Genomic DNA, 12,337 nt, shown 5'->3' on the forward strand with positions numbered 1-12,337 from the left:
CACTCCCGCCAAACCCACGCCAGTAAAGGCGTTGCGGCTACTCCGGCTGCCGGAGAATAATTTAAAAGAGCCGGGGCCGCCCCTAACGGGACGGCCCCGGTTCTTTTTCTACACGCTCAAATAACGCCTTCACGCCTCATGAGATCCACTACAAAACCTGCGCGCGAGCCGTTGAACCACCAGCTACTCAGCCGCCCTTGACGGTAAGGTCGCTCTTCACGTCCTTCACGCCCTCTACTCCTGCGGCCAACTGCAACGCATGCTGGCCGACTTCAGCGCTGGGAACCGCTCCCTTCAGCGTCACCACGCCATCCTTGGTGGTCACCTTGATCTTCATGGCCGATACCTGCTTGTCCCCCACCAGTGCCGCCTTAACCTTGGCGGTGATGACCGAATCATCTATATAGGCGCCGGCTTTCTGGGTGGTCTTGGGCGAGCCGCCGGTATCGGCAGTGTCCGCAGCCCGCACAGCCGGCGCCGCGGCAACGGCTGCAAGAAGAGATGCAGTAACCAGCTTGGCAATGCACTTGGTCTTTTCCATGATGGGTTCCTTATATAGAGAGAAGAGAAACGGTGGGTGCCCAAAACGGCACCGCCTGCCCTACTCTTCGCAATCCCCATGCCACCCGCTCATTTCTTCAATATTTTCAATAACTTAGCAAAAATCCCCCATCCACGCATGAGCTCCAGACTTGCCCATCTACTTGCTTTCCGTCTCTTCAAGGCGACGATCCCTCCTTACCTAAACAGGTAAGCCCTTGATTTATAAGGGATCACGCCTGTCGCTCTGCAAAGACACTTTCTTCCCCGCCCCTGAACATCCTCGGATCAAGCCCATTCTTCTGCAATAGTCGATAGAACTCCGTGCGGTTGCGATCCGCCAACCGCGCCGCATCCGATACATTGCCGTCCGTCAGCTTCAATAGCCGGATCAGGTAATCCCGCTCGAACTTCTGCTTGGCCTCGGCGTAGCGCAGCAGATCCAGCGTCGGCGTACGCAACGCACGCTGTACCAGCGACGCCGGGATCAGCGGCGCGGTCGATAAGGCGCAAACCTGCTCCACTACGTTATAGAGCTGCCGCACGTTACCCGGCCAATGCGCCAGGCTCAGCAGCTCCAGCGCATCGGGCGCGAAACCGGTCAGGCGCTTGGCATACTTGGCAGCGGTCGTCTTGAGGAAATGGTTGGCCAGCAGCGCGATGTCTTCACGCCGCTCTTCCAGCGACGGCAGGTGCAGCGCCACCACATTGAGCCGGTAATAAAGATCTTCGCGGAACAAGCCCTGGGCCATCGCCGCCTCGAGGTCGCGGTGAGTCGCCGAAATAATGCGCACATCCACGGTACTGGGCTGGTTGGCGCCGACCTGGCGCAACGTCTTCTCCTGCAGCACGCGCAAAAGCTTGACCTGCAAGGGCATCGGCATATCGCCGATCTCGTCCAGGAACAGCGTGCCGCCATCGGCGGCCTGGAACAGGCCCTCCCGGCTGTCCATCGCTCCGGTGAACGCCCCCTTCACGTGGCCGAACAGCTCGGACTCCAGCAACTGCTCAGGAATGGCGCCGCAATTGACTGCAACAAAAGGCTTCTCCGCACGCTGGCTGGCGCGGTGGATGGCGCGCGCCAGCAGTTCCTTCCCGGTTCCGCTGTCGCCGCGGATCAGGATGCTGGCATCCGATGCCGCCACCAGCCGCGCCTCGGCCAGCAATTCCGAGACCCGCTGGCTGCGGCTGATCAGCTCGGACCGCCAGGCCTGGTCTTCCATTTCCAGCGCCGGGGAGGAAAGGCTCAAGCCCTGCGCCACCTTGTCCAGCAACAGCGTGCCGTCAAAAGGCTTAGTTAGATAGGCAAAGGCGCCGCGCGTGGTCGCCTCGACGGCATCGGGGATGGTGCCGTGGGCCGTCAGCAGGATCACCGGCAACGTCGGATGGCGGCTGCGGATCTCATCGAACAGCGCCAGGCCGTCCATGCCCGGCAGCCGGACATCGGTGATCACCAGCGCCGGCAGCGAGATGGCCAGTTGCGCCAGCGCCGCTTCCGCGCTTTCCACGGCGACCACGCGATGGCCGCTGGCCTTCAGGCGCAGCGTCAGCAGGCGCAACAGGTCGGGATCGTCGTCGACCAGCAATAAGGGGGAAGAATGTCCCATCGGGGCTCCTGTTCCTGATATGGGGAACGGGCCCGACGGGAGATGGCGCTGTTACTTGCCGCCGGCCGGCAGGCTCCGTTCGATGTTCTTGAGGGCCTCAAGCTTGTCGTTGAGCTGGTCCAGCTTGCGTTGCGCATCCTTGAGCTGGATGGACGATTTCTCGGCGTTGTCGGCCACGCGACGCAAATCGGCGTAAGAGCTGACCAACAGTTGGACCAGGGGCTTGAGCTTCTCCGCTTCGACGCTGTTATCGGCCATGACGTTCCATAGTTGGGCTTCGGCCTTGGCCAGATCGATGGGATCGCGCGTCATCGACAGCGCCATGGCGCGCCGCACGTTGTTGGACGGGCTGGCCGGGTAAGCATTGATACGCTGCAGTTCGCGCCCCAGCTCAGCCGGCGGCATCTTGCGCAGCACCGCGTTATAGCTCAGCAGTTCGTCGATGTTGCTGGCCGAGTGGATCAGTTTGATATTGGACGTCGGCGCATCCGACTGTGCCGCGCAAGCCGCCAGCAAAAGACAGCAGGCCAATAGCAGGATCTTATTTTTCATCAGGCAACTCAATTCTGAAATGCGCCCCACTCTCGCACGGCATCAATTGCACATAGCCGCTGTGCGCCTGCACATACTCGCGCACCACCGACAGGCCGATGCCATTGCCGCGGCGCGCGCCGGTCGGCTGGTGCAGCCCCTGGTAGAACGGTTCGAAGATACGGTTGGCGTCGGTCGGCGCCACACCGGGGCCCTGGTCGATGCATTCTACGCGCACCATTCCCGGCGCATCGGACAGCAGGAAACGGATGAAGCCGCCCTTCGGGCTGAAGCGCACGGCATTCGACAGCAGGTTACCCAATACGATCGCCATCTTCTCCGGATCGACCACTACCGTGCGCGCGGCGCCTTCGATCTCCACCTTCAGCTCGCGCGCCAGCCATTGCAGGCGCTGGTCGTCGATCACCTTGTGCAGCAGCGCGCGCAGGTCGACCGGCACCGGCTGGATATGCTGGGCATCGAAGGAAACCTCGTTATAACGCAGCAGGTCCTCGATCTGCGTCTGCAGCGCCTGCGTATTCTGGCGCAGGATGCGGGCGATCTCGCGCTGGTTGTCGGAAAGCTCGCCGGCCACGCCGTCGTCCAGCAGCGCCGCCCCTTCGCACAAGGCCGACAACGGCGTCTTCAACTCATGCGACACATGGCGCAGGAAACGCGACTTTTCCGCCTCCAGGTCTGCCAGGCGCTGGCGCAACCAGTCCAGCTGCTGGCCCAGGCGGCGAATGTCGGCCGGCCCGTGCACCTCGATGTGCTGGTCGAAACGGTTATCGCCCAGGCGGCTGATGGCATGCTCCAGTTGCGCCAACGGGCGCGACAGCCACAGCCCGAAGCAAAATGCCAGCAGCACGGCCAGCATGATGGCGCCGACCACTTGCAGCGTCAGCATCTGGCGCTGCTGTTCGAGTGCGGCCGACAGTGCGTTGTTACGGCGGTCGACTTCGAGCCGGCTTTCCTGCGACATGCGCTCGTTCAAAGACGGCAGGCGGGCAAAGTCCTGGAACACCTTCAACTGTTCGGATTTGTCCTTGCGCGCTTCGGAATCCAACACGGCCGCAGCCTCGTCGGCATACACGCCCCACTGGCTGAAGATGTCGCGCGGCGCCATCGGCAGCGACTCGGACAGCTCGCCCAACGCTTCCCTGGCCTGGTCGCGCGCCTCTACGAAACGGTCGCGGAAGGCCGGGTCGTCCAGCACCAGGTATTGGCGCGCACTGCGTTCCATCGCCACGGTGCGTTCGGCCAGGCGTTGCGCGGCCTCGGTCAGCTGCACCGCCTGGCGCGCAGTGTCGCTGCTGTTGGTGGCCATGCGGTCCAGAGTAAACAATGCATGGACGGATGTACCGCTCAACAGCGCGGCGATCAGCAGGAACGCAGCCAGCAGCAACTGCCGGAAAGACAATCCAAGATAGCCCTGCCTGGCGGCAGGCTGTCCTGCCAAATTAGGGGTGTGCTCGATGGCGTTCTGCATGCGATTGATCAAGGTCCTCACAAGACTTTCGGTGTAATCCTGGCGCTCAGGCCATCTCGGAAACCTGCCCGCTTCTTCTCCGGGAGCCGTACAAATACGCGCTCAGGATAAGAGCAAGGCGCAAAACTCAGACAAACCGTGTGGCCGGAACACCGCCGCCGGCCCCAAAGGACAGTCGAACGGCGCCAGCGGGGGAGCGCGAACAGGTTCTCATGCCCTCCTTCGCATCCGAACCTTCCATCGGCAATGCCATCGCTCTTTTGTTTGTTATCAGTCGACGGCTGCCACAGGAAAGCCTGGTGCGGGCTCCCATTGTAATCAAGATGAGCTTGTCAGAAAAATTTCCATGCATTGCCATATCGGCAACGCCTGCACCCCTTGCGAAACGCGCGGCCGCTCAAGCCTGCGGACCGACGAAATCCAGGAGCGTCATGGCCACCACCTTGGTGGCCTTCTTCAAGTCTTCCAGCGCCAGGTTCTCATCGGCCTGCTTGGCATTCGATTCCATCAGCGTGCGCGGGCCGGCGCCGAACAGCACCACCGGGATGCCATGCTCGCCATACAGGCGCGCATCGGTATACAGTGCCGAACCGTTGGTGGTCAGCGTCTCGCCCATCACGTCCTGCGCATTGCGCAACAGGCTATCGACCAGCTTCTCGTGGCCCGGCAGCGGACGCAGCGCGCGCGCCAGCAGCAGGCGGCGGATCTCGACCTTGATGCCGGGCAAACCGGCCACCGCATCCCCGATCATCTTGCGCACGCCGGCTTCGACCTGCGCCGGGTCTTCTTCCGGAATCATGCGGCGGTCCATCTTCAGCACCACCTTGCCCGGCGCCACGTTGGTGTTGGTGCCGCCGTCGATGCGGCCGACGATCATGGTCGGATGGCTGATGCCGGGGATCGCCGAACGGATCTCCTTCAGCCCCGGCACTGCCGCATAGATGGCATTGAGGATGGCGGTTGCCGCCTGCAAGGCGTCATGGCCGGTTTCGGGCATGGAGCCGTGGGTCGCCTTGCCATTGACGGTGACTTCGAACTGCAGGCAGGCATTGTGGGCGGTGACGATGTTGTAACTGAAGCCGGCCGCGATCACGAAATCCGGCTTGGTCAGCTTCTGCTCCAGCAGCCAGCCGGGGCCGAGCAGGCCGCCGAACTCTTCGTCATAAGTGAAATGCAGTTCCAGCGCGCCGCGCAAATCGGCGCCCAGCGCCTCCAGTGCACGCACCGCGAAGATATAGCTGGCGAAGTCGCTCTTGGAAACCGCCGACGCACGGCCGTAGATGCGGCCGTCGGCAATCTCGCCACCGTAGGGATCGTGGCGCCAGCCCTCGCCTGGCGGCACCACGTCGCCGTGGGCATTGAGCGCCACGGTCGGCCCTCCGGCAGCGTAAGGACGGCGCACGATCAGGTTGGTCACGCTCTGCATGCCGTAATCGGCCACCTGCTGCTGCGGCACCGCATACTTCTCGGCGCTCCAGCCCCAGGCCTTGACCAGTTCAGCCACCGCATCCGCATGAGGCGCGTTGTTGCCGGGCGGAGTATCGGTGGGAATGCGGATCAGCTGCTGCAAGACGCCGACTTCCTCATCGAAATGCTGGTCGATCCATGCGCACAGGCGCTGCGACAACTGCTTATTGGACATGCTCGCGACTCCGTCATCAAAACGCGCCGGCCACGCCGACGCAAACCCCCATCATAGCGCACCGTCCCCGTGACGGGCACCGCCGCCAGCAAACCCCGCGTTTCCCCGCTATCATTGACCGCGCCCTCAGCCAAGGGCCGGTCAGAGCCTGTTCCACAAACAGGCTTTATATATATAGATAAGCGGCGAAGCTTGCCGTTAGCAGGCATACCGCCCCCACCACGCCAAACCACATGTCATCGCTGCCTTCATCCACCGGCGCCACCGAACCCGCCCATCACTTGGTCATCGCCGGCGAAGGCCTGCCGCCCGAACAACGCGGCCGCGCCATCATGACGCTGCTGATCGCGGTCGGCCTGGCCACGCTGGACACCGCCATCGCCAATACCGCCCTGCCGGCCATGGCACTGGACCTCAACACCACACCGGCAGGTTCGGTCTGGATCGTCACCGCTTACCAGCTGGCCATGATGGTGTCGCTGCTGCCGCTGGCGGCGCTGGGCGAAATCGTCGGCTACCGCCGCATCTACATCTGGGGACTGGTGCTGTTTACCGCCGCCTCGCTGCTGTGCGCGGTCGCGTGGTCGCTGCCCACGCTGGTCATCGCCCGCTTCCTGCAAGGGCTGGGCGGGGCCGGGATCATGAGCGTCAACACCGCACTGATCCGCTTCATCTATCCCACCCGCTCGCTGGGCCGGGGCGTCGGCCTGAACACGCTGATCGTGGCGATCGCCTTCACCGTCGGCCCCAGCGTCGCTTCCGGCATCCTCGCCATCGCACCGTGGCCGTGGCTGTTCGCGGTCAACGTGCCGCTGGGCATCATCGCCATCGCGCTGGCGCTGCCCTCGCTGCCGCACACCGCACTGTCCAAACATACATTCGATATGCGCAGCGCGCTGCTCAATGCCGCAGCCTTTGGCCTGCTGATCCTGGCTATCGGCGAAGGCGCGCACCAGGCCGAAGCCAGCGTAGTCGGCATCGAACTGGCGGCGGCCATCGTGTGCGGCCTGTTCCTGTTGCGCCGCGAGAGCTCGCACCCGGCGCCGATGCTGCCGGTCGACCTGTTCCGCCATCCCATGTTCTCGCTGTCGGCAATCACCGCCGTGTGTTCGTTCGCCGCGCAAGGCCTGGCCTTCGTCTCGCTGCCCTTCTTTTTCCACCACGACCTCGGCCGCAGCCAGGTCGAGATCGGCCTGCTGATGACTCCGTGGCCGGTGGCCGTGGCTATCATGGCGCCGATTGCGGGCCGCATGTCCGACCACTATCCGGCCGGCATCCTCGGCGGCGTCGGCCTGGCGCTGCTATGTGCGGGCCTGTTGTTGATGACCTTCATGCCGGCCGCGCCCAGCGTGTGGGAAATCAGCTGGCGCATGCTGTTATGCGGCATGGGTTTCGGTTTCTTCCAGTCGCCCAACCTGAAAGCCCTGATGACCAGCGCCCCCCCGCACCGCAGCGGCGGCGCTTCCGGCATCGTGGCCACGGCGCGCTTGCTGGGCCAAAGCATCGGCGCAGCGCTGGTGGCGCTGTGCTTCAACCTGTCGGAAAGCCAGGGATCGCGTTTCGCGCTGGGTTTCGGCGCAGCCTTCGCAGGCGCGGCCTGCCTGGCGAGCTTCCTGCGCCTGCTGACCAAGAACCCGTATGCACCGCCGCTGAAGAAATAAGAAAAACGGTCCGATGGCAGCAACGCCAACCGGGCAAACAAGGAAAACGCCGGGACAACTCGAGTTGTCCCGGCGTTTTCTTATGGATGAGCCACTCCAGGCAGAAGTCCATCTTGTCCGTTTGAAAGACGCGAACACTGCATGGCCATGCAGGAAAACATCAAAAATTGCCGCTGGCAAATCTTTGAGAATGTGAATTGCAAATTAAACCAAACGTGAGACGTTCCGGCGCGCTCAAGGAAAACACATTCTGCTACGATGAAAAACGTGCCGCACATTTACCACGCAAAATGGTGTGGCATGAAGAACCTGCAAGAATGAAAAGCAGGACAGGCGTCAATTTCATCAGGGACATCGAACCGGTTTCCGGGAACACACCACCACCAGGCAACAGACCTGGAATTCGATATGCTGAAATCCATCGCCACAGAACAGCTGCGCCTAGGCATGTACGTCCACTCCATTCCAGGAGCGTGGATCGATCATCCTTTCTGGCGCAAGTCATTCAAGCTCGACCGCTTCGAGGACCTGGAGGCGTTGCGTGCCGGCCCCATCCGCGAAATCGTGATCGATACCGCCAAAGGGCGCGATATCGCCCCCGAAGACGCCGCGGAAGATGACGAAGAGACGCCGCCGCCGGATTCGCCCGCCGCACCGGCGCCCGTCCCGCGCAAGGCTGCCACGCGCACCGACACCCGCGTCGAACGCGAACGCGCCGCAAAGATCATCTCATCGTCGAAGTCGACGGTACTCAATATGTTTTCCGAAGCCCGCATGGGCAAGACGGTGGACATCAAGGACGCCGCCGAGCTGGTGACCGAAATCACCTCATCGGTATCGCGCAATGCCGACGCCCTGATCAGCCTGGCGCGGCTCAAGACTGCCGACGACTACACCTACATGCATTCGGTGGCGGTGTGCGCGATGATGATTTCCCTGGCGCACCAGCTGGGCATGTCGCACGACCAGACCAAGCAGGCCGGCATGGCCGGGCTGCTGCACGATGTCGGCAAGATGTCGGTGCCGCTGGACATCCTCAACAAGCCGGCCAAGCTGACCGAAGAAGAATTCGCCTCCGTGCGTTCGCACACCGTGGCAGGGCATTCGATGCTCCGGCAGATCGATGGCATCAGCCAGGCCGCGCTGGATGTTTCCCTGCATCACCATGAAAAAATCGACGGCAGCGGCTATCCGTTCAACCTGAAGGCCGACCAGATTTCAGTCATGGCCAAGATGGGCGCCGTCTGCGACGTGTACGACGCCATCACCTCCAACCGCCCGTACAAGGCCGGCTGGGACCCGGCGCGCTCGATCCGCCACATGGCCAGCAGCGCCGGCCACTTCGACGCCTCGATCATCGAAGCCTTCGTCAAGGCAATCGGCATCTACCCGACCGGCTCCTGCGTGATGATGCAATCGGGCCGCCTGGCAGTGGTGGTGGACCAGCGTCCCGACCAGCTCCTGACGCCGCGCGTGAAAGTGTTTTATTCCACCCAGAGCAAGATGCCGCTCAAACCCGAAATGGTGGACCTGGCGCATAGCAACGACAAGATCATCGCCTATGCCGATCCGGCCAAATGGGACATCCGCAACCTGCCTTCGCTCGATTTCTGAACGTGCCGCCGGCTCAGTCGCGCTGGGTAAAGGCCGCCGTCGAGGCGAGTTCGTTGAGCAGCGCCACGGTGGCGCAATTGGACACCAGGTAAGGATTCAGTTCGCCGCACACCGAATATTTCAGCAGCAACGAACGGTTGATCTTGTCCAGCCTGATCTTGCCCATGGTCCACGACGAGTACTGCCGTTCGTCGATCGACTCGTAACCCAGCAACACCAGATCGTGATGGCGCTCGTCGTGCTGCAACTGGCCATACATCTGGTTCACCTGGTCGCGCCCGCCCTCCAGCACCTGCACGAAGATGGTGTCGCTATAGCACAGCACGCCAGTGATCCCTTGCTGGGGATTGTGCTTGCGCGCGCTGGTCAGGATGCTCTCGACCATCTCGTGGGAAATCGGGCTGCGCGCACGGCTTGCGTAGATCAGACGAACCAGCATGATGAGAACTCATTTCATGAATAGGCGTGAGTGCGAGCTTACCCCATTTGGGATGAAGTGCAAGGCGCGAAGTTGGGTCAAGACTGGACGTCTTGACCCAACTTCGTAACGCAGCAATTCGCCCAAATGGGCCGCTCCCTCCGGGTTCTGCTCAGAAAGGGCGCTGGCCGCGTTGCGCTCCTTGCGTGTGGCACCGCCACACGACGCGTCGCGCGCCTTGCCAGCGCCCTTTCTGAGCAGAACGCATCTCACGCCTATTCATGAAATGAGTTCTAACCTCGTTGACGTTGGGAAATCAGCGCCAGAAATTCGCGCCGCAGGTTAGCGTCGCGCAGGAAGGAACCGCGCATGACGCTGTTGATCATCTTCGACTCCATATCCTTCACGCCGCGCCAGTGCATGCAGAAATGGTCGGCCTCCATCACGATGGCAAGGCCGTCCGGCTGCAGTTTCTGCATCAGCAGGTCGGCCGCCTGGGAGACCGCTTCCTCCTGGATCTGCGGGCGGCTCATCACCCATTCCAGCAGGCGCGCGTACTTCGACAGGCCGATCAGGTTGGAATGTTCATTGGGCATCACTCCCACCCACACCTTGCCCATGATCGGGCACAGGTGGTGCGAACAGGCGCTGCGCACGGTGATCGGGCCGACAATCATCAGCTCGTTCAGGCGCTCGATATTGGGAAACTCGGTCACCGCCGGCGGCGCCTGGTAACGGCCGCGGAACACCTCGTTGAGGTACATCTTGGCCACGCGCTTGGCGGTATCCTGGGTATTGTGGTCGCTCTCGACATCGATGACGAGGCTTTCCAGCACCGCCGCCAGCTTGCCTTGCACTTCAGCCTGCAGTTGCTCGAGCTCGCCGTCCTCGATGAAGGCGGCGATATTGTCGTTGGCGTGGAAACGCACGCCGGCGGCCTTGATGCGCCCACGGATGCGTGCCGACACAAGTTGCTCATGCACGCTGGGCTGATTTTTTTCTGTTGCCATGATTGGGGGCGGGTGCCCGGACAGGCCCGCCGTCTCGGTGGAATAGTCGCCATTATGCCCCGAAAAGGAGCATCGCATCAGGCTCGGCGGCCAACAGGGGCATGCGCCGCATCTGCCGGCGGTGGCCTCCTTCAAGAGAAATACACCGTAAATACCCGGCATATCTGCAGCTTAACCATGGCTGATTTTTGTTTGCAGGCATTTACATCGAATTAACCGCTGCTTACATCGTTCACGAACATCATCCGCACACGAGCCGACGCGTATTGCGCACATTTCGACGCTACTCGGCAGCGCCGGACAGTCCAGTCCGGCCGTCAATTCTCGGGGGGATCGCCATGAAGTTCCAATATCGTCTGACCGGCGCATGCGCGCTGGCCGCCATGCTGTCCGCATGCTCAAGCCCGGCGCCGATGGTGACCGGCCCGACCAGCGTACGGCCGTCCTATCCGGTGGCCAACGTCGAAAACAGCGGCGCCATCTTCCGCGTCTCCAGCGCGCAGCTGTTTGAAGAACCGACCACTTACAACGTCGGCGACATCATCAAGATCGACATTTCGGAATCGATCAGCAGCAGCAACAAGGCCGCCACCACCAACAGCCGCGACACCAGCCTGTCGCAGCAGGGGCCGGGTTCCGGGGCGCCGCTGGGCGGCCTGTTCACCCAGCTGTACGACGCCAACTACTCGGCCACCGGCAGCAACTCGTTCAAGGGCTCCGGCGATAGCAGCAGCACCAACACCATGACCGGCACGCTGATGGTCTCCATCGTCGAAGTGCTGCCCAACCGCAACCTGGTGGTGGCAGGCGAAAAACGCATTGGCGTCAACAGCAACGTCAACACGCTGCGCTTCTCCGGCGTGGTGCGCACGCGCGACATCCGCGGCGGCGTGGTGGCCTCATCCAACGTGGCCGACGCGCGCCTGGAACAAGTGGGCGGCGGTTCGATCGCCGACGCCAGCACCGACAGCAGTTTCTTCCGCCGTCTCCTGACGATCTGGTGATCCATGCGGATGTGCGTCCCGCACGCACATCCGCGGCGCAAGGAAAAGGCAAAACAAAAACGGCAACCGAGGTTGCCGTTTTTATTGACTGCCGCCAGTGCGGCGGTGCGTCGTCAATATCCGCCGAAAGCCGACTTGGTATCGGACGACCCGTCGGCGATGATGGCGGGATTGCCCGGCAGCAGCGCGTCCACCAACGGCCCCAGCTTCTCGCCGACGGAGGCCCACTTGTCCTGGCCGAAGGAACCGATGCGGTATTGCGCCATGCCCAGCACGCGGCCGTCACGGCGCAGCGTGAGCGCGGCGTAGGTGAGATAAGGGGTGTAGGCATCGGAGAACACCTTGGTGTCCCATTTGACGTAGCCGCTATAGGTCAACGTCACCGGGCAGGACATGGCCTGGCTGCCGGCGTCGTAGACGCGGCTTTGCACGCCATGCTTCTGCAGTTCGCCCTGCAGGCCCGGCACGAAGTCGCTCAACGCCACGGAACCGTTCCACTCGATGCAGATCTCGCGGATCGGGTCCTTGTTGTAGACGATGGGATTGGCTGGCGGATTGGGCGCCATCGACTTGACGCCGGATGCGGCATACCCGACCAGGCTGGCCGCGTCGACCAGGGTATTGGTCGAGGTGACGACGCAACCCGACAACGACGATGCCAGCAATGTGACGATGATGATGGTGCGCATGGTGCTCCCCCCGAGCGGAACCCGCGTTGTATGGATGCGGGGTTCCAGGCTGCCCATCATATCCGCGCGGGTTCCCGCGCCATGCTTGTTTTACCTTGATTTACGCTGCACATCGGCACGCTTTACATCGAT

11 protein-coding genes are annotated in these 12,337 nt (G+C 62.4%); 3 read left to right on the forward strand and 8 right to left on the reverse strand.

Translation table 11 applies throughout. The features are described 5' to 3' along the window. Nucleotides 1–187: 187 nt before the first annotated feature. The 5 genes from AKL28_RS13005 to AKL28_RS13025 form a co-directional block, all read right to left on the reverse strand. Nucleotides 188–541, reverse strand: a complete 354-nt coding sequence (locus AKL28_RS13005; RefSeq protein WP_050468572.1) for a BON domain-containing protein — start codon at nucleotides 539–541, stop codon at nucleotides 188–190. A 232-nt stretch (nucleotides 542–773) separates the two neighbouring features. Beyond that, a complete protein-coding gene (locus AKL28_RS13010) occupies nucleotides 774–2,147 on the reverse strand; it encodes a sigma 54-interacting transcriptional regulator (protein WP_050468573.1) in 1,374 nt (457 codons plus the stop codon). Nucleotides 2,148–2,198: 51 nt separating this feature from the next. Beyond that, a complete protein-coding gene (locus tag AKL28_RS13015) occupies nucleotides 2,199–2,699 on the reverse strand; it encodes a hypothetical protein (RefSeq protein ID WP_050468574.1) in 501 nt (166 codons plus the stop codon). Continuing rightward, entirely contained in the window at nucleotides 2,689–4,167 is a 1,479-nt protein-coding gene (locus AKL28_RS13020; protein ID WP_050468654.1) for a HAMP domain-containing sensor histidine kinase, read from the reverse strand. The genes AKL28_RS13015 and AKL28_RS13020 overlap by 11 nt, the downstream gene beginning before the upstream one ends. Nucleotides 4,168–4,564: 397 nt before the next feature. Further along, entirely contained in the window at nucleotides 4,565–5,809 is a 1,245-nt protein-coding gene (locus AKL28_RS13025; RefSeq protein ID WP_050468575.1) for an ArgE/DapE family deacylase, read from the reverse strand. A 233-nt stretch (nucleotides 5,810–6,042) separates the two neighbouring features. Here AKL28_RS13025 and AKL28_RS13030 point away from each other — a divergent pair, with 233 nt between their 5' ends. Beyond that, nucleotides 6,043–7,470 carry an MFS transporter gene (locus AKL28_RS13030; RefSeq protein ID WP_050468577.1) on the forward strand — a complete coding sequence of 476 codons (1,428 nt, stop codon included), beginning with the start codon at nucleotides 6,043–6,045 and terminating at the stop codon, nucleotides 7,468–7,470. A gap of 408 nt (nucleotides 7,471–7,878) precedes the next feature. Then, entirely contained in the window at nucleotides 7,879–9,084 is a 1,206-nt protein-coding gene (locus AKL28_RS13035; protein ID WP_050468578.1) for an HD-GYP domain-containing protein, read from the forward strand. A gap of 13 nt (nucleotides 9,085–9,097) precedes the next feature. On the opposite strand, the gene AKL28_RS13040 is transcribed toward AKL28_RS13035, so the two are convergent. After that, complete coding sequence (locus tag AKL28_RS13040; protein WP_050468579.1) at nucleotides 9,098–9,523, reverse strand: BLUF domain-containing protein; 426 nt, start codon at nucleotides 9,521–9,523, stop codon at nucleotides 9,098–9,100. Between the two features lie 272 nt (nucleotides 9,524–9,795). Continuing rightward, nucleotides 9,796–10,512 carry a GTP cyclohydrolase I gene (gene folE / locus AKL28_RS13045; protein WP_050468580.1) on the reverse strand — a complete coding sequence of 239 codons (717 nt, stop codon included), beginning with the start codon at nucleotides 10,510–10,512 and terminating at the stop codon, nucleotides 9,796–9,798. Nucleotides 10,513–10,850: 338 nt separating this feature from the next. Here folE and AKL28_RS13050 point away from each other — a divergent pair, with 338 nt between their 5' ends. After that, a complete protein-coding gene (locus AKL28_RS13050; protein ID WP_050468581.1) occupies nucleotides 10,851–11,516 on the forward strand; it encodes a flagellar basal body L-ring protein FlgH in 666 nt (221 codons plus the stop codon). 113 nt (nucleotides 11,517–11,629) lie between these two features. Here AKL28_RS13050 and AKL28_RS13055 read toward each other — a convergent pair whose 3' ends face one another. Further along, nucleotides 11,630–12,205 (reverse strand): hypothetical protein, encoded by a 576-nt coding sequence (locus AKL28_RS13055; protein ID WP_050468582.1) that lies wholly within the window; start codon nucleotides 12,203–12,205, stop codon nucleotides 11,630–11,632. Between the last annotated feature and the right edge of the window lie 132 nt (nucleotides 12,206–12,337).

Origin of the sequence: Herbaspirillum chlorophenolicum (assembly GCF_001189955.1) — a bacterium.
Taxonomy (GTDB): domain Bacteria; phylum Pseudomonadota; class Gammaproteobacteria; order Burkholderiales; family Burkholderiaceae_D; genus Herbaspirillum; species Herbaspirillum chlorophenolicum.

Bases quoted from the DNA above. Each gene is read 5' to 3' on its own strand.
- AKL28_RS13020 (WP_050468654.1), bottom strand. From the start codon at position 4,167: ATGCAGAACGCCATCGAGCACACCCCTAATTTGGCAGGACAGCCTGCC.
- AKL28_RS13010 (WP_050468573.1), bottom strand. From the start codon at position 2,147: ATGGGACATTCTTCCCCCTTATTGCTGGTCGACGACGATCCCGACCTG.
- AKL28_RS13035 (WP_050468578.1), top strand. From the start codon at position 7,879: ATGCTGAAATCCATCGCCACAGAACAGCTGCGCCTAGGCATGTACGTC.
- AKL28_RS13030 (WP_050468577.1), top strand. From the start codon at position 6,043: ATGTCATCGCTGCCTTCATCCACCGGCGCCACCGAACCCGCCCATCAC.
- AKL28_RS13025 (WP_050468575.1), bottom strand. From the start codon at position 5,809: ATGTCCAATAAGCAGTTGTCGCAGCGCCTGTGCGCATGGATCGACCAG.
- AKL28_RS13040 (WP_050468579.1), bottom strand. From the start codon at position 9,523: ATGCTGGTTCGTCTGATCTACGCAAGCCGTGCGCGCAGCCCGATTTCC.
- AKL28_RS13055 (WP_050468582.1), bottom strand. From the start codon at position 12,205: ATGCGCACCATCATCATCGTCACATTGCTGGCATCGTCGTTGTCGGGT.
- AKL28_RS13050 (WP_050468581.1), top strand. From the start codon at position 10,851: ATGAAGTTCCAATATCGTCTGACCGGCGCATGCGCGCTGGCCGCCATG.
- folE (WP_050468580.1), bottom strand. From the start codon at position 10,512: ATGGCAACAGAAAAAAATCAGCCCAGCGTGCATGAGCAACTTGTGTCG.
- AKL28_RS13015 (WP_050468574.1), bottom strand. From the start codon at position 2,699: ATGAAAAATAAGATCCTGCTATTGGCCTGCTGTCTTTTGCTGGCGGCT.
- AKL28_RS13005 (WP_050468572.1), bottom strand. From the start codon at position 541: ATGGAAAAGACCAAGTGCATTGCCAAGCTGGTTACTGCATCTCTTCTT.